Genomic DNA, 19,326 nt, shown 5'->3' with positions numbered 1-19,326 from the left:
CGACTTGCATGTGTTAAGCACGCCGCCAGCGTTCAATCTGAGCCAGAATCAAACTCTCCAGTTCAAATTCTGTACAAGATTCTTGCCCAATGGGCAAAAATCGGAATCTCAAAGATTTCCTTCCCACTCGCTATTCACTTGTCAATGAACCACTTGGCCTTCCGGCCCCGCCTTCCGTTTTCGGTCGGCGCGAGGAGCGTTTATGCTCCCTTTCGCTTCCAGAGTCAACTGCTTTTTTCGTTCCCGGCGAAATTTCTTTCCGCCCTGCGTTGCCAAAAACCGTTCCTCGTCGCGAAACCGGAATGTAGCCGCACGCCCCCTCTTTGTCAACATACTTTCGCCAAAAAGTTTCCCTTACGCCCCAAATGCCCGTCTGACGCCAGACTCGCGCGCTGCCGCGGGCTCACTCTTCTTCAGCGGTCTTGAATTTTTTCCAGACGGTAACCCGGCTGATGCCCAGGGCGTCGGCCAGGGCTTTTTTGCTGCCGTTGCAGCGGGCCAGCTCCGCTTCCATGATAAAGCGCTCCATGTCGGCCAGGGTGCCGCGCGGCACGCGCAGGCAATCGGTTTCCACCGCGCCCGCCTGGCACTGACGCTGGCAGTGCCGCCGCAAAATGTCCGTAAGCAGCGCGCTGAAGTCCTGCCCCGGCTCATAGAGGGTGAAGACCCGCTCCAGGATATGTTCCAGCTCGCGCACATTGCCGGGCCAGGCATACGCGCCCAGGGCCGCCAGGGTTTCCGGGCTGAAGTCCGGCGTCTGCAGTTCCGGCCCCAGCGGGCTTTTGCGAATAAAGTGCCGGATCAGCGCGGGCAGATCGCTTTTGCGCTGCCGCAACGGCGGGATCTGCAGGGGCAGGATATTGAGGCGAAAGAAAAGGTCGCGGCGGAAAGCCCCCTCCTGGGCCATGGCGTAGAGATCGCGGTTGGAGGCGGCGATAATCCGCACGTCGATGTTGACCACGCGGTCGCCGCCGATGCGGAAAATCTCCTTTTCCTGCAGGGTGCGCAAAAGCCGCACCTGGGTGGCCAGGCTCATTTCGCTGATTTCGTCCAGAAAAAGCGTGCCGCGGTGGGCCAGCTCAAACATGCCCGCCTTGCCGCCCTTGCGCGCGCCGGTAAACGCGCCTTCTTCGTAGCCGAAGAGCTCGCTTTCCAGCAGCTGTTCCGGCAGGGCCGCGCAGTTCAGGGCCACAAAAGGGCCCTTGGCCCTGTCGCTGTAGTTATGGATGCTCTGGGCGAAGAGCTCCTTGCCGGAGCCTGTTTCCCCTTCAATAAGGATGGAGGCCGCGCTTTTGGCGTAGCGCTTGGCCTCGGCCACCACCGGCCCCAGGGTATCCTTGCCGCCCACGATGTCCGAAAAATGGTACTTGGCCACCAGGCCCTTGCGGGCCAGCTGCACGCGCGCCTCGGCCTCGGTCTGCTGGATTTTGGAAAGCTCCTGAAACAGCACGATGGTGCCCTGGTCGTGCTCCCGCACCCGGATGGGCACGCGGTTAACCACATAGGTTTTGCCCTTAAGGGGCAGCACCTTGTCCACGGTGTACGCGCCGTCGCCCAGGAGCTGGCCGATCTCCGGCGGCGTGCCGGGGGCGGTCACGTCCATGCCCACCACCTTGCGGCCGTGGAGGTTGAGCATCTGTTTGGCCGGGCGATTGCAGATGGCCACGGTTTTGTCGCCGCCCACGCTGATAATGCCGCTCAGGGAATAATTGATAATGTTGTTGAGCCGACGGGAGCGGGTGCGCTCCTTGATGTGCTGCTCCACGATATTTTTGGCCGAAAGCACGGCCTGACGCACGCTGGCGGCGCTGGAGCGGATGAGATAGTACGGCAGGCCGCACTGGGCGGCTTTTTCAATAACGCAACCGCCGAAGCCCAGCACGGCGATGGCCCCGTAGTCGGGCAGCCGCCGGATAATGGCGTTGAAATCTTCCTCGCTGCGGTAGATGACCTGGGTGAAGGACTCCAGCCGGGCAAAAGCGGCCAGGGCCTCAATATCCGCGCTCAGGCTGCTGTCATAGGTGATGCAGAGCAGCTTCTGGTGTTTGTCGCGGGCTTCGAGCAAGGGCTTGATGATGTCGCTGGCCGTAAGCTGAACGGGCACCACGGGGATTTTGACCAGCTGCTGGATGGCCACGGCCGTGCCCGCCTGACTGATGATGACGTCGTAGCGGCCCTGCGCGCGCAAGGCCTGGATGTGGCCGTTATTATAGATGCCGCCTTCATACACGTCCACCTCCACGCCGAACTGCTCGGCGTAGTGGCGCACCTGGCGGGCCATATCCTCATAGATGGAAACGCAGAGAACGCGGGGCTTGAAACTGGCTGGACGCATGGAATCTCCCACAGCGGCGCGGCTGCGCCGTCCCAGGGCATATGGCCCTTGAGCAGACCGAGTTCAAAGGCAGGCCGCCCAGACGATCCGCCCAAATCAACCTGGCCAGACCGACTTGGGTGGGCCGACTTGGGTGGGCCGACTTGGGTGGGCCGGCTTGGATGGGCCGGCCTGCGCGGGGCAGCCCACGCTGCCCGGCCGCCAGAACACTGCGGGCGCTGCCCTGCTCCCTTCATATATAATGTCGGAACGCCCCGCCGCAATGCGCCCCCGGCCGGCGCGGCGCGCAAGACCGCAGAACGCGGCCCGGCATTGACGCCGCGCCGAGGGCGGGGCTACGCCTCCGTGCAGAAGGGCGCGCCTTCCTTAAAGGTATGGGGCTGCTCTTCCCCGCGCAGCACGCGCAGCACCCCAAAGGCCAGGGCCTCCAGCTCATTTTCGCCAGGCAGCACGGCCACGGGCGCGAGAAAACCGATGCGGGGCAAAATGCGCTCCCGCAGATAGGCGGAATGGGCCAGCGCGCCCGTAAGCACCAGCAAGTCTACCCTGCCCTCCACCACGGCGGCCAGAGAGACCATATGTTTGGCCACCTGGTAGGCCATGCCGTCATAGACCAGCCGGGCTTCGGCGTCGCCCGCGGCTATGCGGCGCTCCACCTCCAGGGCGTCGTTAGTGCCCAGATAGGCCATAAGCCCGCCCCGGCCGCGCGTGCGCTTGGTGGCGGAAAGACGGTCATACTGGCCGGAGAAGCACAAGTCCACCAGCTGCCGGTTGGGCAGACCGCCGGAGCGCTCCGGCGAATAGGGGCCTTCCTCGTCGGTGATGACGTCGATCATCCGGCCCCGGTGCATGACCGTGGCGCTGATGCCCGCGCCCATGTGGCAGACGATGCAGGTTTTTTCCGCCAGGTTCCAGCCCCGCTCGCGGGCGGCCTTGATGGCCATGGCCCGCATGTTCAGGGCGTGGCAGGAGGCCTTGCGCCGCATTTCCGGCAGGCCGGAAAGGCGGGCGATGTCCTCCAGCTGGTCCATGACCACGGCGTCGTAGATATAGGCCGGCACGCCCAGAGGGCGGGCAATGTCATAGGCCAGCAGCGCGCCCAGGTTGGAGGCGTGGTCGTCCACAGGCCGGTGGGAGAGAAAGTCGATCATGCCTTCATCCACCCGGTACGCGCCCTGGCGCACGGGCGGGAGCTTGCCGCCCCGGCCGGCCACGGCGGAAAGCCGCCGCACGTCGAAGCGCTCCTCCTCCAGCGCGCGACGGATGGCCTCGCGCCGCAGGGGGAACTGGGCCACGTTGCTGGCGTAGTCCTTAAGGGTTGCGGCCGGATGGTTGATTTTTGTGTCAAACAGAAGGCATTCGTCCTCGTAGGCCGCTAGGCGGGTGGAGGTGGAGCCGGGGTTGATGGCGAGCACCACAAAATGGTCTTGAGGCATGGAAAATATCCTTAACAGGACCACGCCGCACGGGCGGGCCGTTGAGAAGTTGCGGTCGCGGGCGGGCCGTTGGAAAGCTGTGGCCGCGAGCGGCCCTGGCTCAGGCGGCCGCGGCGGCCAGAATCATGGTCCGGTATTTGTCCTCAGCGCTGGCCGCGCGGGAATTGAGCACCACGGGCACCCGCCCGCCGATGACAATGCCCGCCGTAAGCGCCTCGGCCGAATGGCGCAGGCACTTGATGAGCACATTGGCCGTGACGATGTTGGGGCAGACCAGCAGGTCCGCATCGCCGGCCACAGGGCTGACGTAGCCCTTGGTAGCTGCGGCTTCCCGGCACACGGCCAAATCGTAGGAGATGGGGCCTTCCACCACGCAGTCCGTGATGAGGCCCTCCTGATTCATGCGCTTGAGGGCGGCGGCATCCACGCTTTCGGGCATTTTTTCGTTAACCGTCTCAGCGGCGGCCAGCACGGCCGCCTTGGGGCGCACAACGCCCATGCGCACCAGGGCGTCCACGGCGTTCTGCAGGATGCCGCGCTTCTGCTCCAGGTCCGGGGCGATGTTGATGGCCGCATCGCACAGGGCCAGCAGCTTGTGGTAGGTGCGCACCTGCACGATGTTCATGTGCGAAATGAGCCGCCCGGTGCGGAAGCCCGTCTCTTCCTTAAACAGCCCCTTGAGCAGCACGCCCGTGGGGATAAGGCCTTTCAGAATAAAGTCCGCCCGGCCGTCGCGCACGGCGATCCCGGCCCGCAGGGCGGAGACGTTCGGCGCGTCCGTGTCCTCCAGTTCCCAGTGCCGGTCGGCAAGCCCCAGTTCGTCCAGCCGGGCCGTCACGGCGGCCCGGTTACCCAGGAGCAAGGGCTCCACCAGGCCCGCGTCCGCCGCATGGCGCACGGCCTCCAGCACATGCGCGTCCGCAGCTTCCACCACAGCCGCCCGGCACTTGCGGGCCTTGGCGAAAACCTTTTTTTCCAGTTCCTCAAACGTTGCGTAGGCCATGCTGCAAATCCTTGTAATGGCCGCCCACAGGGGCGGTTTGCGCCGCCGCGGCCGGGGTTCTCGGGCCTGTCCGGCTGCGGCGGCGCGTGTGAGGGTGGGGTATGGGCAATGCCGCCGGCCCGGCAGCCCGCCCCAGCGGCGGGCCTCCCGGCGGCGTGGGAAGACCGCCGCCGGGACAGCCGGGGGTGGGGGTGAGCTAGTCGTTGTCGTCCACCTGCGTGGCGAAGTCCGGACAGACCATCATGCAGGTGCGGCAACCGATGCAGCGTTCCATGGCCACTACGGCCATGTATTTGTAGCCCGCCGCGTTCAGTTCTTCGCCGAAGTCATAGACCTGTTTGGGGCACATTTCCTTGCAGTAGCCGCAGGCCTTGCACCGTTCCGCATTGACGCGGACGGTGAACGTTTTCTTTTCCGCGCTCATTATTGGGCCCTCCCGGCGGCCTGCGCCGCCTCCGCGCCGCGCCGCAGCACTTCCATATTTTTTTCAGCCACTTCGGGCCTGCCCTTGCGCTGGGCCACGGCCAGGAGATCCTCCAGGCTCACGGCCCCGCACAGCTTCATGGCCGCGGCCAGACCGGCAAGGTTGGCGGATTTGGCAGCGCCTGCCGCCTCCGCAATCTGGAGCATGGGAACGCCGATCCAGTTGGGGAAGCTGCGGGGCTGCATGAGATCCGTATCGTAGACCACGGGGCAGTCCACGGCGTCGTAACGGCTGCCCACCACTTCGCTCAGGGCGATGACGATGTCCGGTCTGGTCACCTGCTGGAAGAGGATTTCCCCGTCGTCCACAATGACCTCGGCGGAGATGAACCCGCCGCGCTGCGAGATGCCGTAGGACTGCGTCTGCACCACGTTCTTGCCGGTCCCGATGGCGGCCTCGGCCAGGAAGGAGGAGCAGAAGACCAGCCCCTGGCCGCCGGTGCCGGCCATCAACACTTCAAAATGCGCCATCTTATTTTCCTCCTTTGCCGGTAATGACCGCGCGCTCGGCCTCGTAGCTTGCGCTGAAGTCGGGCACGTCCTTATCCGCAAACACGCCGGTCACAAACAGCCCCTGGGCGGCGGCGTTTTCCGCGGCGTCGAATTTGGACTGGGAGACGCCGCGCTCCTTCAGGCTGCGCAGCATGGCCACGGGCGTCTTCAGCTGGTTGCGGGGGCCAAACAGGGTGGTGCAGGGGCTCATGGCCTCAATGAGCGAAAAGCCCTTCTTGCGGATGCCGGCCACAATGCGGCTCTTAAGGCGCATGCCGGCGGCCACGGTTTCGCGGGCCACATAGTTGGCCCCGGCGGCGCGCACCAGATCGCAGACGTCGAAGCCGCGCTCCGGGTTGCCGCCCACCGAGGTGCTGGTGATGGCTCCGCAAGGCGTGGTGGCGGAATACTGGCCGCCGGTCATGCCGTAGTTGAGGTTGTTGACGATGATGGCCGTGAGATCCATGTTGCGGCGGGCCGTGTGGATAAGATGGTTGCCGCCGATGGTGGTGCCGTCGCCGTCGCCCATGAGCACGATGACCGTAAGATCGGGGTTGGCGGCCTTGGCGCCGGTGGCGTAGGCCAGGGCGCGGCCGTGGGTCACGTGCAGAGCGTTGGAGAGGATGTAGTCGTCCGCCTTGCCCCAGCAACCGATGCCGGTGACCACAAGGATTTCTTCCTTTTTCAGTTGCAGCTCGTCCAGCGCGCAGAGCAGCGCGTTGAGCACGATGCCGTTGCCGCACCCGGCGCACCACATGAGGGGCAGGGCCGACGTGTTCAGAAGCGAACGGGTTATTGCTTGCGCCATGAGAGGTCTCCTTTACTGCAGGGCCGCGGCGATCTGGGCCGGGGTCATGATGCTGCCGTTGTAGGTGTTGACGCCCCTCACCAGGGCGGGGTCCACATACTTTTTCACCTCGCCGGCAAGCTGGCCCGCGTAGTTCATTTCGGCCACCACCACGCGGGAGGCCTTGCGGGCGGCCGCGGCCAGCTCCTTATCCGCAAAGGGCCAGAGGGTCTGCAGCTGCAGCACGCCCACCCTGCCGCCATTGGCGTTGGCCGCGGCAGCTGCGCTGCGGGCCGCGCGGGTCACCACGCCGCTGGCCACGATGAGGGTGGCGCAGTCTTCAGGGCCGAAATAGCGGGTTCTGACGATCTCGTCCCGACCGCGCGCCAGCTTGGTGTGCAGCTGGGCCACCCGGCGGGCCGCATTGGCCGGGGTATTGCAGCTGTAGCCGTTTTCGCCGTGCATGGAGCTGGTCACATGATAGACGTATTTGCCGCCGTAAGGGGGCAGCGGGGCCACGGCCCCTGCATCAAAGCAAAAGGGCTTGTAGTCCTCAGGCGCACAGGCGGGCTGCGCCCGGTTGAGCACTTCCAGCTCGCCCGGTTCAGGGATGACCAGGTTTTCCCGCATGTGCCCGGCCACCTCCTCAGGCGCGAGGATTACGGGCACGCGGTATTTTTCCGCCAGGTTAAAGGCCGTGACCGTGAGCTCGAAGCACTCACGCACCGTGGCCGGGGCGAGGGCGATGACTTCCTGATCGCCGTGGCGGCCCCAGCGCAGCTGCATGATGTCCGACTGCGCGGGCTTGGTGGCCAGGCCCGTGGAGGGGCCGGAGCGCTGCACGTTGACGACCACTACGGGCACTTCGCCGATGGTGGCCATGCCCAGGTTTTCCTGCATGAGCGAAAAGCCCGGGCCGCTGGTGGCGGTAAAGGCTTTGACGCCCGCCAGCGAAGCGCCCACGATGGCGCCCATGCTGGCCAGCTCGTCCTCCATCTGCATGAACACGCCGCCCAGCCTGGGCAGATCGCGCGAGGCGATCTCAGCGATTTCAGACGAAGGCGTGATGGGGTAGCCGGCGTAGAAGCGCGCCCCGGCGTAAAAAGCGCCCTGGGCTATGGCCGCGTTGCCTTGGACCAGTTGAGGAGTTTTGGACATTGCGATCCCTTTCCTTGCTTGTAGGGTGACGACTCCGGAAGAAGCGGGGCTACGGCAGCAGACCCAGCATCCGCCAGTAGGGAATGCTCACGATGGAGCCCACAATGACGACGCCCATGAAGACAAAGCAGAGCTTGACCATGGGCAGGTGGTCGCTCATTTCGCCCTTGGTGGCGAACTGAGCGCAGAGGTAGATGGTGTTCTGGTACTTGAGCAGCCAGATGTTGCCCGCGCAGAAGGCCACGAAGATGATGATCCAGGGGTGGATGCCCGCCTGCACGGCAATGGGCGTGAGGATGAGCGAAAACATGATGGCCGCGCTGGTCATGTTGGTGACCAGGAATTTGACGATAAATATGGATACGGCAATGGCCGTGACAAAAAGCGCGGGCTGGGCCGCCAGGCCGGCAATGACCGAGCCGAAGATGCCGCCCAGATACTTGTCAATGCCCAGAGCCTTGATAACCGGGGCCATGTTGAACACGCAGCCGATGAGCATGACGGCGGGCCACTCGATGCCGTTCTTAAAATCTTTGGCCGTCATGACCTTCAGGCCCAGCAGCACGCACATGGCCGTCACCGCCACCACCGAAGCGCTGATGCCGTGGACGAGCTCCGTCATCCAGAGGACCAGAGCGCAGAGCATAACCGCCAGCACAATGCGTTCGTCTCTGGTCATGGGGCCGAGCTTGGCGAGCTGCTCCTTGCCGTAGCCCTTGGGCAGAGAGACGGGCTGCTTAGGCCGATAGAGCAGCATGATGAAGCCCGCCAGGGCCGCGAAACAGACCACGCCCCAGGGCAGGGACCAGAGCATCCAGTCCAGCCAGGTGATCTGATTATAGGGCGCGGGCAAAGCGCCGATCATGATGTAGTGGCTGAAGGAGCCGCTCAGGAACATGTGGCCCATGAGCACAAAGCCGCCGTAACAGGCCCCCAGCAGGCCAGAGGCCGCCGGGCTTTTGCGCTCCACGCCCAGAGAATCGCTGATGGCCAGAGAGATGGGGGAAGAAAGCGCGGCCTTGGCGTTCATGCTGGGCACCAGCGGGCTGATGACCGTGCCCGAGGCCAGCAGCCCCAGCACCTGACCGTTGAAGGTGGGCGGAAACAGGCTGAGCACCCAGAGCGAAATGCGACGCAGCAGCCCCGTTTTGCCCGCAATGGACCCCAGGCCGAAGGCCCCCACCATGATCCACCAGCCGGGCGAGGAGAAACTGTCAAAAGCCACCCGAAAGCTCACGCACTTGGTGCCGGCCCAGAGCGTGCACATCATGATGGCGGTGACGTATTCCGGCACCACCTGGGTTATCCACCAGAACACCGCCCAGACCACGATGCCCAAGGCGATCATGGCTTGCCGGGTGAGCCCCTGGGGGGGATCCATCAAGGCGATGGCGATGCCGAGGCCGACGGCCAGCACCGCCACGATCCTCTTGATGCGGAGAACTTTTTCGGCGCTCAAACTCATGGGAACCTCCATGTATTGCAGGACCGGGCATCCGGCCCCTCAGTGTCGGCGCGGGCGCGGGCCCGAGGGGCCGCGCAATTCATAGCAATTTGCTGTCAATTCATCCCGCAGGCCCCCGCGCTGGGCGCGCGCCGACCTGCCCGCAGCGGGCCAGCGGCCCCACTGCGGTTTCTGTTCCGCCGCCTCTTAAGCAACAAGCATGCCAGCGTTCACTACATTAACAAACCGCCGCCATACCAGCCTGTTATGCTTGACTGTTTATACAATCAATAATCAGCTGCCCGAACTGCGCGTTGCCATTTGCACTTCCGCGTTAAACATGTGAACACAGGCTTCGCTGGCGGCGGGGCCGCCCCTGACCTGCGCGGCCCCGCATGGATGAGCCGGTACTCTAAAATAAATCTTGAAAATTTGCAGCCGCCGGTGCATTCTGCGCGCAGTACCGGCGGGCCCGCAGCCCCGCGCCCCGCACCTTTCGCGCCCAAGCCCGCCGCAGAGCGCCGCGCGCCGCGCAAGGATGCCGCGCCGGGGCCGTGTCCGCCAATGCCGAGGGTCGTCATCAGGGAGGCCGCATGGAATTCAGTTTTTTTTCAATGATCGCTCAAGCCAGCCTTATCGCCAAGTGCGTGCTGCTTCTGCTGCTCATCATGTCCATCCTGAGCTGGGGGCTGATGATCCAGAAATACATCGCCCTCACCGCCGCCAACAAAAAAGCCCTGGCGGGCACCGGACAGTTTGAGAAAGCCCCCAACCTGCGCGACGCCGTGCAGTCCCTGGGCGCGGACCCCACCTCTCCCCTCTACTACATCGCCCACCAGGGCGTGCAGGAGTTCAACCGCTCCAAAGAGCTGGGCAACAGCAGCGAGGTGGTGGTGGATAACGTGCGCCGCGCCTTGCGCCAGGGCGTGGGTTCCGAGCTGGCGCGGCTGCAGCGCTCTCTTTCCCTGCTGGCCACCACGGCCAACACCGCGCCCTTCATCGGCCTGTTCGGCACGGTCTGGGGCATTATGAGCTCCTTCCACTCCATCGGCATGCTCAAATCCGCCTCGCTGGCCACCGTGGCCCCCGGCATTTCCGAGGCCCTGGTGGCCACCGCCATCGGCCTGGCCGTGGCCGTGCCCGCCACCATCGGCTTCAACATCTTCATGGGCAAGCTCTCACAGGTGGATACGCTGCTGGTGAACTTCGCCGGCGTGTTCCTCAACCGCGTGCAGCGCGAACTCAACGTCCATCGCCATGTGCAGCGCATGGGCGCGACGGAGATGTAAGATGGGCGCGAACGTGGGCGGCGGCAACAAATTCGTTTCGGACATCAACGTCACGCCCTTTGTGGACGTGATGCTCGTCCTGCTTATCATCTTTATGGTGGCCACCCCCATGATGAGCCAGGGCCTGGATGTGGACCTGCCCCAGACCAAGCAGGTGGAGGTTCTGCCCACCGACGCGGACCATATGGTGCTCACCGTGCGCAACGACGGCAAAATCTATCTGGATGAATACGCCGTGGACAATATGGAAGACCTGGAAGGCTACCTGCAGCGCCTGGTCAAAGAAAAGAACAAGACCCTCTTCCTCCAGGCGGACAAAGCCGTGCCCTACGGCACAGTGGTAGAGGTCATGGGCCACATCAAGGCCGTGGGCATTGAAAAGCTCGGCATCATCGCCGAAAAGCCCGAAGACGCCGCCCCCGCCGGCAGCAACCGCAGCCAGGGCCGCCGCTCCAGGTAACGCCATGCGCATGGCCTCCTATGTCCTCTCCTTCTGCCTGCATCTGGCGGTATTCCTGCTCATCTGGTTCTGGCCCAACCGGCCGCCGGTGCGCCTGGATACGCCGCCGGTCATGATCAGCCTGGTGGAAGGCGCGCCCGGCGGCAACCGGACGCCCTCGCCCATCCTCGGGCATATGGGCCAGCCCGGCGCGGGCCCCCTGGCCCCTACGCCGCCCGCGCCCAAGGCCGAAGTGGCCGCCCCCGAACGGGTGGAAGTCAAGGAGCCCTCCCCCCTGCCGCCCACGCCCCGGCAGGAAGCAGCGCCCGTTAAAAAGCCCGAACCCAAGCCAGAGCCCAAGCACGAGCCCAAACCGGAGCCTAAGCCCGCCCCCAAGGAAGACGCCAAGCCCATCGCCCAGAAAAAGCAGGATAAGCCCAAGCCCAAGGAAGAGCCCAAAAAGGAAGCCCCCAAAGAGACGAAAAAACCGGAACCGGCCAAACCGCAGCCCAGCAAAAAGGCGGACAAAAACGGCAAAAGTTCCGCTGTTGACCCTGTGGCCGCGGCCCTGCAGCACGCCCGCAAGGCCTCTTCCCGCGCTGACTCCGGTGACCGGGGCAACGCTGTGGAGCAGGCCCTGGCCCAGGCCCAGCGCCGGGCCGGCGGCAACCGCGGCGGCGGCGGGGGGGAGGGTTCCGGCCCCGGCGGCGGGGGCTTGGGCGACGTATATATGGGCCAGGTCATGCTGGCCGTGCGCCCCAACTGGGGTTTTGCCTCGGCCGGGCGCGTCAACCTGGTCTGCGTGGTCAATGTAAAGGTGGACATGCAGGGCCGCGTGCAGCAGACCACGGTGACGCGCGGCTCAGGCAACGCCCAGTTTGACGCTTCGGCGGTGAACGCCGTTATCCGCACCAGCCAGAGCGGCCAGTTCCCCCCGCCGCCCTCGGCGGAATACACTGACCTGGACCTGGTGTTCACCCTGGACGAGCTCATGGGGCGCTAGCGTCGGCCTTTGCGCCGCCGCGCGCGGGGCCGCACAACCATCAGAGGAGGACGGACGCCATGCCTTCTCCCACCGCACTGCACCGCGCTTTCGCCGTTGCGGCAGCGGCGGCCTGCCTTATGGCGGGCGCGCTGCTCGGCCTGTGGGGCCCCGCTCTGCCCCAGGCCCGCGCCGCCGCTGCCGTGGCTGTGGACCAGAGCGGCGGCTACGCCGCAAAAATGCTGGAAAAGATTGTGACCGTATGGGCGCCACCGCCCGCCCTCAAAGGGGACTTTGTGGTCCAGGTGAAGGTGCGGGTGGACGGACGGGGCGCGGTGACGGACTGCACCCCGGTGCGCGCCTCCGGCATGGAGGCGCTGGATATTTCCGCCTGCGGGGCCGTGCGCCAGGGGGGCGGATACGGCACGCCGCCCTACGCCCAGCCCCTGGACGTGCACCTGGCCTTCTGGACCGGCACGCCCAAGGGCAAACCCAGAGTTACAGCCCCCAGCAGCGAAGAGGCCCTGCGCGCCGAGGTTCGCGCCCGCACCAAGGCCGAAGCCGCCCTGAGCGACGCCCGCGCCGCTGCGGCCGAAGCCCGCGCCCGCGAACGGGCCGAGGCTCTGGCCCAGGGCAGGGCCGCCTCGGCTTCCGCGCCCGCCGCACCGCCTTTGCCCCCTGCGCCCGCCGCCCCCGACAAGGCCGGACGGCCCGCGCTCTCCAAGACCGAGGACCGCAATACCGCGCCGGCGGCCGCACAAGACGCACCGGCCCCTGCTGCTCCGGCCCCTGCCGCGGCTTCCGCCCGGAAGAGCGCAGCGGACACAGAGCGCAGTGACGCCGCGGCCCGGCGGCGTTACCTGCGCGCCGTTTCCTGGCGGCTGCGCGAGCACATCGTCATTCCGGCGGAGACTGCGCCCGGCGAATACCGCGTGCCCGTGCGTCTGGAAGTGGACCCGCAAACCGGGGCCATCAAGGATTTCAGCGTGCTGCAGGATACGGGCGACAAGCTGCTTGACAGGTATGTGCGGCTCGGCATACGCCGGGCGGGCAGCGTGCCGCCGCCCCCGCCGGGCCTGGGCGGCAGACTGGAGCTGACCCTTGTGCTGCGCCGTCCCTGAAGGGGCGGACCGCCCCGCCGCGGCCGATTCCGGCAACGGTGCGCGGGCCTGCGCCTGGGCGGGGCTTTGCCGCGCGCCGCAGACGGATTTTCTCAACGCAGGATTTTAAGACCGCTACGGTAAGGAAGGAATGGGAACGCCATGAAAAAACATCTGCTTCTCCTCATCCTGGGGCTCTGGCTGGCCCTGGAGGGCGGCGCGCAGGCCGCCATGCGCGTGGATATCTACGGCCCCGGCCAGAACATCGTCAATCTGGCCCTGGCCGCGCCCATCAAGGGGCCGCAGACGCAGGCCGCGGGCATGGGCGCGGATCTGCAAAAAATCGTGGAGCAAAACCTGAGCTTTCTGCCCTTTATGCGCCTTACGGACCCCAAGGCCGTGCTGGGCGGCGTGCTGCTAGCGGGCTACGAACCGCCGAGCCTGGACTTCAAGCGCTTTCAGCTGGCCGGCTCCGACATTGTGGTGACCACGTTCTGGCCTGAGGGCGACAGCGGCACCAGGCCGGTGCAGATCCGCGCCTTTGAAACCAATACGGGGGGGCGGCTCTTCGGCAAGGAGTACCCCAAGGTTTCCTCCCGCGACCTGCCGGAAGTGGCCGACCGCTTCTGCGCCGACCTGCTGGAGGCCCTGACGGGCAACGGCTCCTTTTTCCGCTCCACCCTCGCCTTTGTGAAAAAGACCGGCAAACTCAGCGCCAACGTCTGGCTGGTCAAGCCCACGGGCCGGGATCTGCGGCAGATCACCAACCTGCCCGGCGAATCCATGTCCCCGGCCTGGTCGCCCGACGGCCGCTTTGTGGTCTTTACCCACATTGACCAGAAATCCCACGCCCTGGGCGTGTGGGACCGCTCCACCGGCAAGGTGCAGCGCATCCGCTTTCCCGGCAACGTGGTCATCGGCCCCGCCTTCATGCCTGATAACAAGGTGGCCGTGGCCCTTTCCAACGGCAAGTATCCGGTCATTTTTCAGCTGAACCACGTTTTCCAGAAGGAACGGGTGCTGGAACAGGGCAACTCCATCAATGTGTCGCCCACTTTTGACAAAACCGGCACCAAGATGGCCTTTACCTCCTCCCGGCTGGGCGGGCCGCAGATCTTCCTCAAAGACCTCAGCTCCGGCAGCACCACCCGCGTGAGCATGAACGGCACCTACAATACCGAGGCCAACCTCTCGCCCGACGGCACCCTGGTGGTCTACAGCCGCATGACGGACTTCGGCCACCGCATCTTCGTGCAGGATATGCTCACGGGCATGGAACGGCAGATCACCTTCGGCCCCGGCAGCGACGAGCAGCCCTCCTTCTGCGCGGACAGCTACTTCATCGCCTTTGCCTCCACCAGGGGCGGCGGCCGCGGCATTTACCTCACCACCAGGCACGGCGGCGACGCCAAGCGCGTGCCCACGGGCGGCGGCCCCGCCTCCTTCCCGCGCTGGGGCATGCCGGGGGCCGGAAAGTAGACGGAAAAAACCCGGCCGCAACGCCTTGATCCGCGCGGTTTTTTGCGACCGGGTAAAAAATATTTTACAAAGTGCGCCGAAAGAGGCCTCACGCTTCTTGACAAAACTCTCACTGCAGATACCATCTTATATGCGAGGGCAAAACGGCCTCGTGTGTGTGAAGAAAGGAAAGGTAACATATTTTTCGGAGAATGAGCTGTTCAGGAGGACACAATGAAACGCTACGCTCTTATTCTCGCTCTGGTCATGGCCCTTGCCGCCGGTTTCGGCTGCGCGAAGAAAACCACCAGCGAACCCGGCTACGATGACGGCATGACCCCTGAAATGCGCGCCGCCATCCAGCAGATCACCGACGCCCGCGTGTACTTTGACTTTGACAAGTTCGACATCAAAGCCGAATACAAAGACATGCTCAAGGCCAAGGCCGACCTGCTCAAGAAATACTCCTCCATCCGCGTGCGCATCGAAGGCAACTGCGACGAACGCGGCACCCAGGAGTACAACCTCGCCCTTGGCGAACGCCGCGCCCGCGCCGCCTACGAGTACATGGTCATGCTGGGCGTGAACCCCAGCCAGCTTGAGATGATCAGCTACGGCAAGGAAAACCCGGCCGTTCAGGGCAACAACGAAGCCGCGTGGTCCAAGAACCGCCGCGACGACTTCCGCGTGATCGCCCACTAGTTCGCGCCTGCTTCGGCAGTACGGCCGCCCCCCCTCGGGAGGGCGGCTTTTTTTATGCCGTCCCAGGGCTGACGCCCTTTTTGGCAGCCTTTTTGCAGAAGTTACGGCATGGATGTTTTCAACTACAACCCGGCGGACATGCTCAGCCTGCTGCTCACCATCATGCGGGTGAGCATCGTGGTCTTCATGCTGCCCATTTTTTCCACCAACAACATCCCGGTGCAGGTCAAGGCCGCCATAACCATTGTGCTTTCCTTGGGAATCTGGCCTGGCCTAGCGGTGCAGGCCCCCCTGCCGCAGCACCCCTTCGACCTGGTCCTCATGCTCCTGGGCGAGGTGGTGCTGGGCATGGTGCTGGGTATGGCCGTCAATTTTCTGTTTATGGGCGTGCAGGCCGGCGGGGAGCTGCTGGGCTTCCAGATGGGCTTCACCATGATCAACTTCGCCGACCCCCTTACCGGCAACCAGACGGGCATCACGGCCTTTTTTCTCTGGATGGTCACGGCCCTGACCTTTCTGGCCCTCAACGGGCACCTCTACATGCTGCGGGGCTTTGCGGCCTCGTTCAAGCTGGTGCCGCCGGGGGGGCTCTTGCTGGGTTCTGTGGTGCTGGACCAGATTCTTCATCTGGCCGGGCAGATGTTTGTGCTGGCGCTGCAGATTGCGGCCCCGGTCATGGTTGCCCTTTTTCTGGTGGAGGTCTCCCTGGGGCTGGTTTCGCGCACCTCGCCGCAGATCCACATCATGGAATTCGGCTTTCCCATCAAGATCGGGGTGGGCTTTTTCTTTACCGGGCTGTTGCTGGTAGTGCTGGCCGAGCATGTGGCCGTATTCGTCAGCGGGCTGGACGGCCTGTTCGACAACCTGCTGCGGGCCATGAGCCCGCGCTACGTCGTCCGCTGAACCGGCCTTGCGCAATAATCCCGACAGCTGCCGCGCCCTTGCGCGCGCAATGCGTCAGCCGGCGGTCCAAAAGCCGCGCGGGCATGGGCCCCGTGGTGCCCGCGCCGTTGCAATTTGCGCTGAAAAGGGTCAGTATCCGCCGATGTACGCCCGCATCGTTATCCACGGGGCACGGCGTCAAATTCCCATCGTGTGGGGTAAGCATGGTCATGCGCGTTTTTTCCCGTTTCTGCCTTGTGTTGTGCCTTGGACTGACCGTTCTGCACGGCCCCGCGCTGGGTGCCGACAAAAAGGAACCGCCCAAAGAGGCCCCCAACAAATACGAGGCCCTCAAACGCTTCAGCCAGGTGCTCGACCTGGTGGAGCGCTATTATGTACGCGACGTCACCCAGGCGGATCTCATCAACGGCGCCGTCAAAGGCATGCTGCAGGGGCTTGACCCCCACTCCACCTTCCTGAGCGCCGATGAATACAAAGAAATGCAGGAGACCACCTCCGGCGAATTTTTCGGCGTGGGCATTGAAATCTCTATGGAAAACGGCCAGGTGACCGTGGTCACGCCCATTGAGGATACCCCTGCCTTCCGCGCCGGGCTGCAGTCCGGCGACGTGATCCTTTCCATCAACGGCCAGGCCACTCAGGAGCTTTCCTTGCAGGAAGTGGTCTCCCGCATCCGCGGCCCCAAAGGTTCGGAAGTGGAGCTCACCATCCTGCACAGTGACGCCAAATCTCCCCAGACCGTGCATATCGTGCGCGACGCCATCCCCCTCATCAGCGTCAAATCCAAAAAACTGGAGGACGGCTACTACTGGCTGCGCCTCACCCGCTTTTCCGAGCGCACCACCGAGGAGCTCCATGAGGCCCTCAAGGCCGCGGAAAAAGAAAGCAAACCCCAGGGCGGCCTCAAAGGCATTGTCCTGGACCTGCGCAACAATCCCGGCGGCCTGCTGGACCAGGCCGTCAACGTCAGCGACGCTTTCCTTGAAGGGGGCACCATCGTCTCCATCAAGGGCCGCCGCGAGAATACCGAGCGCGTCTACACGGCAAAGAAGCAAAGCAGCGACGTGCGGGTGCCAATGGTGGTGCTGATCAACGCGGGTTCCGCCTCGGCCTCGGAAATCGTGGCCGGCGCGCTGCGCGACCAGAAGCGCGCCCTCATCGTGGGCGAACGCTCCTTCGGCAAGGGCTCGGTGCAGAACATCATCCCCCTGGCCGACGGCTCCGGCCTCAAGCTCACCGTGGCCCTCTACTACACGCCCAACGGCAGCTCCATCCAGGCCGAGGGCATTGTGCCGGATCTGGAAATCCCCTTTGAGCAGCCCCGCGCCGAGGATAAGGACGCCCGCTTCCTCCTGCGCGAGCAGGACCTCAACCGGCACCTGGAGAACGGCAAGGCCAAGAAACCGGCCAAGGCCAAAGACAGCAAGGGCGACGTGCAAGAGCAGATGGCCCGCGACAACCAGCTGCGCATGGGCCTGCAGCTGGTCAAAGGCCTGCCCAGAATGCGGGAGCTGCGCAACTAGGGTAGAGGGCATGCGGCAGCACGATTCCCCCGCTCCCCGCAACGCCCGGATCTGCCGGGGGGCGGCCCGGCCCGGCCAGCAGCCCGTTCGCCGGGCCGCCCATCGTCTCGGCCCGGCGCTGTCGGCCACGGGCCTTGCGGCCTCCACACGTCTGCTTCTGGGCGGGCTTGCCTGGCTGACAGGGTGCTTCCTGCTGGTCTGGATTTTCTTCACCCCGCCGCCGTCGGGGCCGCCGCAGGACGCCGCCCCCTTCCTGGGGCCTGCCCCTCTGCCCACAACCGTGCCCAGGGCAGACACCATGGGCCGCCTGGACGCCCTGGTGGCGCAAACCCTGCCCCTGGCTCTGCCGCGGGCGCGCTGGCAGCGCACCCTTGTGCCCCCCAAGGACGCCCCGGCGGACCTCCCCCTGCGGGAAGACATTACCCCACGCCGTTACACCGTCACCGGCCCCTGCGCGCCGCTCCGTCTGGGGCTCGCGTTGCTGGCGGCCGTGCGGGCCACGGCCTGGCCCGCTTCCCCCGCTGCCGGCGTGCCGGACGTGGTCTGGAGCCGCGCGGGCGTACTGGAAATCCGCGTCAACGGCCGGGCAAGCCACAGTTTTCATTTCCCTGGCCGCGAAGGCGTCCTTATGGATCTGGCCCAGCCCCCGGCCCTGCCGGCCATGGCGGTGGTCATGGATGATATGGGCCAAAGCCTGGAAGCGGCCCAGGCCCTGGCGGCCCTGCCCTTTCCCGTGACCCTGGCCATCTGGCCCCACGCGCCCCTGGCCGCGGAAACCGCGCGCCTGGCTGAAGAGCGCCGCATGGACAGCCTTGTCCACCTGCCTATGGAGGCCCTGCCCCGCCCGGACGGCAGGCGGCCCGACCCTGGGCGCGGGGCTCTGCTGACCCACATGGATGCCCACCACCTTTCCCTGACCCTGGAAGAAGACCTCCAGAGCCTGCCTACGGCCATCGGCCTGAACAACCACATGGGCTCGGCCTTTACCGGCAATGCGGATGCCTGCCGCCGCCTTTGCGCCCTTCTGGCTGGCCGGGGCTACCTGGTGCTGGACAGCGTTACCCGTCCGCAGGCCCGGCTGGCCGCCGCCGCGCGGGAGGCGGGCCTGATCGCCGTCGCGCGGGACGTTTTTCTGGACACGCGCCGGGAGACGCGGGCCGTGCTGCAGGCGCTGGACGCGGCGGCCCGTACGGCGCGGCGGCAAGGCTGGGCCGTGGCCATTGGCCACCCCTATGGCGCAACGCTGGCCGCCCTGCGCGCCTGGCCGGACGCCGGCGGCGTGGCCCTGGTGCCCCTGCGGCGGCTTGTCTGGCACTGGGCGCGGCAGCACTACGCCCATCCCCCCATCCACCCCAACAAGGAGTGACCCATGCAACAAACCACCTTTGCCATTGTCAAGCCCGACGCCGTGGCCCGCAACCTTTGCGGCGAGATCCTGGCCGCCATGGAAGCCGCGGGCCTGCGCATTGTGGGCCTCAAGCGCCTGCGGCTTTCCAAACTTCAGGCCGCCGAATTCTATGCCGTGCACCGCGAGCGGCCTTTTTTTGACAGCCTGACCGACTACATGTCTTCAGGCCCGGTGGTCTGCGCAGCCCTGCGCGGCGAGGACGCCATCGCCCGCTGGCGGGCCCTGATGGGCGCTACGGACCCGACCAAGGCCGCGCCCGGCACCCTGCGCAGCAAATACGGCCAAAGCCTTGAGGCCAATGCCGTGCACGGCTCGGACGCGCCCGAAACCGCGGCTTTTGAGCTGGGCTATTTCTTTAACGGACTAGAAATTGTGGAGTAAAAA

At 65.2% G+C, this 19,326-nt stretch carries 18 protein-coding genes and 1 rRNA gene; 10 read left to right on the top strand and 9 right to left on the bottom strand.

All coding sequences use genetic code 11. The annotated features are described in order from the left end of the window. The 9 genes from BLS55_RS01270 to BLS55_RS01230 form a co-directional block, all read right to left on the bottom strand. A 16S ribosomal RNA gene (locus BLS55_RS01270) occupies nucleotides 1-64 on the bottom strand; the annotation flags it as partial. 339 nt (nucleotides 65-403) lie between these two features. Beyond that, the gene (locus BLS55_RS01265; RefSeq protein WP_092152507.1) at nucleotides 404-2,335 is read right to left on the bottom strand and encodes a sigma 54-interacting transcriptional regulator; all 1,932 of its coding nucleotides are present in this window, start codon (nucleotides 2,333-2,335) and stop codon (nucleotides 404-406) included. Between the two features lie 335 nt (nucleotides 2,336-2,670). After that, nucleotides 2,671-3,771 (bottom strand): butyrate kinase, encoded by a 1,101-nt coding sequence (buk, locus tag BLS55_RS01260; RefSeq protein WP_092152506.1) that lies wholly within the window; start codon nucleotides 3,769-3,771, stop codon nucleotides 2,671-2,673. Between the two features lie 100 nt (nucleotides 3,772-3,871). After that, a complete protein-coding gene (locus BLS55_RS01255) occupies nucleotides 3,872-4,774 on the bottom strand; it encodes a phosphate acyltransferase (RefSeq protein ID WP_092152505.1) in 903 nt (300 codons plus the stop codon). A gap of 196 nt (nucleotides 4,775-4,970) precedes the next feature. Further along, nucleotides 4,971-5,198 carry a 4Fe-4S dicluster domain-containing protein gene (locus tag BLS55_RS01250; RefSeq protein ID WP_092152504.1) on the bottom strand — a complete coding sequence of 76 codons (228 nt, stop codon included), beginning with the start codon at nucleotides 5,196-5,198 and terminating at the stop codon, nucleotides 4,971-4,973. Beyond that, the gene (locus BLS55_RS01245; RefSeq protein WP_092152503.1) at nucleotides 5,198-5,728 is read right to left on the bottom strand and encodes a 2-oxoacid:acceptor oxidoreductase family protein; all 531 of its coding nucleotides are present in this window, start codon (nucleotides 5,726-5,728) and stop codon (nucleotides 5,198-5,200) included. The genes BLS55_RS01250 and BLS55_RS01245 overlap by 1 nt, the downstream gene beginning before the upstream one ends. Nucleotide 5,729: 1 nt before the next feature. Further along, nucleotides 5,730-6,557, bottom strand: a complete 828-nt coding sequence (locus BLS55_RS01240) for a thiamine pyrophosphate-dependent enzyme (protein WP_092152502.1) — start codon at nucleotides 6,555-6,557, stop codon at nucleotides 5,730-5,732. 12 nt (nucleotides 6,558-6,569) lie between these two features. Beyond that, nucleotides 6,570-7,694 (bottom strand): 2-oxoacid:acceptor oxidoreductase subunit alpha, encoded by a 1,125-nt coding sequence (locus tag BLS55_RS01235; RefSeq protein ID WP_092152501.1) that lies wholly within the window; start codon nucleotides 7,692-7,694, stop codon nucleotides 6,570-6,572. Between the two features lie 49 nt (nucleotides 7,695-7,743). Next, on the bottom strand, nucleotides 7,744-9,159 hold the full coding sequence (locus tag BLS55_RS01230; RefSeq protein WP_180365357.1) for an SLC13 family permease: 1,416 nt from the start codon (nucleotides 9,157-9,159) through the stop codon (nucleotides 7,744-7,746). Nucleotides 9,160-9,731: 572 nt separating this feature from the next. Here BLS55_RS01230 and tolQ point away from each other — a divergent pair. The 10 genes from tolQ (at nucleotide 9,732) to ndk (ending at nucleotide 19,323) form a co-directional block, all read left to right on the top strand. After that, a complete protein-coding gene (tolQ, locus tag BLS55_RS01225) occupies nucleotides 9,732-10,427 on the top strand; it encodes a protein TolQ (protein WP_092152499.1) in 696 nt (231 codons plus the stop codon). Nucleotide 10,428: 1 nt separating this feature from the next. After that, nucleotides 10,429-10,887 (top strand): protein TolR, encoded by a 459-nt coding sequence (gene tolR / locus BLS55_RS01220; protein WP_092152498.1) that lies wholly within the window; start codon nucleotides 10,429-10,431, stop codon nucleotides 10,885-10,887. Between the two features lie 10 nt (nucleotides 10,888-10,897). Beyond that, on the top strand, nucleotides 10,898-11,869 hold the full coding sequence (locus BLS55_RS01215) for a cell envelope integrity protein TolA (RefSeq protein WP_257243081.1): 972 nt from the start codon (nucleotides 10,898-10,900) through the stop codon (nucleotides 11,867-11,869). A gap of 59 nt (nucleotides 11,870-11,928) precedes the next feature. Continuing rightward, complete coding sequence (locus BLS55_RS01210) at nucleotides 11,929-12,969, top strand: energy transducer TonB (RefSeq protein WP_257243080.1); 1,041 nt, start codon at nucleotides 11,929-11,931, stop codon at nucleotides 12,967-12,969. 141 nt (nucleotides 12,970-13,110) lie between these two features. After that, nucleotides 13,111-14,427 (top strand): PD40 domain-containing protein, encoded by a 1,317-nt coding sequence (locus BLS55_RS01205; protein ID WP_092152496.1) that lies wholly within the window; start codon nucleotides 13,111-13,113, stop codon nucleotides 14,425-14,427. A 213-nt stretch (nucleotides 14,428-14,640) separates the two neighbouring features. Next, on the top strand, nucleotides 14,641-15,108 hold the full coding sequence (pal, locus tag BLS55_RS01200; protein WP_092152495.1) for a peptidoglycan-associated lipoprotein Pal: 468 nt from the start codon (nucleotides 14,641-14,643) through the stop codon (nucleotides 15,106-15,108). Between the two features lie 108 nt (nucleotides 15,109-15,216). After that, on the top strand, nucleotides 15,217-16,011 hold the full coding sequence (gene fliR / locus BLS55_RS01195; RefSeq protein WP_092152494.1) for a flagellar biosynthetic protein FliR: 795 nt from the start codon (nucleotides 15,217-15,219) through the stop codon (nucleotides 16,009-16,011). Nucleotides 16,012-16,220: 209 nt separating this feature from the next. Further along, on the top strand, nucleotides 16,221-17,534 hold the full coding sequence (locus tag BLS55_RS01190; protein ID WP_092152540.1) for a S41 family peptidase: 1,314 nt from the start codon (nucleotides 16,221-16,223) through the stop codon (nucleotides 17,532-17,534). Between the two features lie 10 nt (nucleotides 17,535-17,544). Continuing rightward, on the top strand, nucleotides 17,545-18,900 hold the full coding sequence (locus BLS55_RS01185; RefSeq protein WP_092152493.1) for a divergent polysaccharide deacetylase family protein: 1,356 nt from the start codon (nucleotides 17,545-17,547) through the stop codon (nucleotides 18,898-18,900). A gap of 3 nt (nucleotides 18,901-18,903) precedes the next feature. Further along, nucleotides 18,904-19,323 carry a nucleoside-diphosphate kinase gene (gene ndk, locus BLS55_RS01180; RefSeq protein WP_092152492.1) on the top strand — a complete coding sequence of 140 codons (420 nt, stop codon included), beginning with the start codon at nucleotides 18,904-18,906 and terminating at the stop codon, nucleotides 19,321-19,323. The last annotated feature ends 3 nt before the right edge of the window (nucleotides 19,324-19,326 follow it).

The sequence above is a fragment of the Desulfovibrio legallii genome, from assembly GCF_900102485.1.
Taxonomy (GTDB): Bacteria; Desulfobacterota; Desulfovibrionia; order Desulfovibrionales; family Desulfovibrionaceae; genus Desulfovibrio; species Desulfovibrio legallii_A.
This window is presented reverse-complemented; position numbering and strand designations above follow the sequence as displayed.

Bases quoted from the DNA above. Each gene is read 5' to 3' on its own strand.
- fliR (WP_092152494.1), top strand. From the start codon at position 15,217: ATGGATGTTTTCAACTACAACCCGGCGGACATGCTCAGCCTGCTGCTC.
- BLS55_RS01215 (WP_257243081.1), top strand. From the start codon at position 10,898: ATGGCCTCCTATGTCCTCTCCTTCTGCCTGCATCTGGCGGTATTCCTG.
- BLS55_RS01245 (WP_092152503.1), bottom strand. From the start codon at position 5,728: ATGGCGCATTTTGAAGTGTTGATGGCCGGCACCGGCGGCCAGGGGCTG.
- BLS55_RS01190 (WP_092152540.1), top strand. From the start codon at position 16,221: ATGCGCGTTTTTTCCCGTTTCTGCCTTGTGTTGTGCCTTGGACTGACC.
- tolR (WP_092152498.1), top strand. From the start codon at position 10,429: ATGGGCGCGAACGTGGGCGGCGGCAACAAATTCGTTTCGGACATCAAC.
- buk (WP_092152506.1), bottom strand. From the start codon at position 3,771: ATGCCTCAAGACCATTTTGTGGTGCTCGCCATCAACCCCGGCTCCACC.
- BLS55_RS01265 (WP_092152507.1), bottom strand. From the start codon at position 2,335: ATGCGTCCAGCCAGTTTCAAGCCCCGCGTTCTCTGCGTTTCCATCTAT.
- ndk (WP_092152492.1), top strand. From the start codon at position 18,904: ATGCAACAAACCACCTTTGCCATTGTCAAGCCCGACGCCGTGGCCCGC.
- BLS55_RS01250 (WP_092152504.1), bottom strand. From the start codon at position 5,198: ATGAGCGCGGAAAAGAAAACGTTCACCGTCCGCGTCAATGCGGAACGG.
- BLS55_RS01230 (WP_180365357.1), bottom strand. From the start codon at position 9,159: ATGAGTTTGAGCGCCGAAAAAGTTCTCCGCATCAAGAGGATCGTGGCG.
- tolQ (WP_092152499.1), top strand. From the start codon at position 9,732: ATGGAATTCAGTTTTTTTTCAATGATCGCTCAAGCCAGCCTTATCGCC.
- BLS55_RS01255 (WP_092152505.1), bottom strand. From the start codon at position 4,774: ATGGCCTACGCAACGTTTGAGGAACTGGAAAAAAAGGTTTTCGCCAAG.
- BLS55_RS01210 (WP_257243080.1), top strand. From the start codon at position 11,929: ATGCCTTCTCCCACCGCACTGCACCGCGCTTTCGCCGTTGCGGCAGCG.
- BLS55_RS01185 (WP_092152493.1), top strand. From the start codon at position 17,545: ATGCGGCAGCACGATTCCCCCGCTCCCCGCAACGCCCGGATCTGCCGG.
- BLS55_RS01240 (WP_092152502.1), bottom strand. From the start codon at position 6,557: ATGGCGCAAGCAATAACCCGTTCGCTTCTGAACACGTCGGCCCTGCCC.
- pal (WP_092152495.1), top strand. From the start codon at position 14,641: ATGAAACGCTACGCTCTTATTCTCGCTCTGGTCATGGCCCTTGCCGCC.
- BLS55_RS01235 (WP_092152501.1), bottom strand. From the start codon at position 7,694: ATGTCCAAAACTCCTCAACTGGTCCAAGGCAACGCGGCCATAGCCCAG.
- BLS55_RS01205 (WP_092152496.1), top strand. From the start codon at position 13,111: ATGAAAAAACATCTGCTTCTCCTCATCCTGGGGCTCTGGCTGGCCCTG.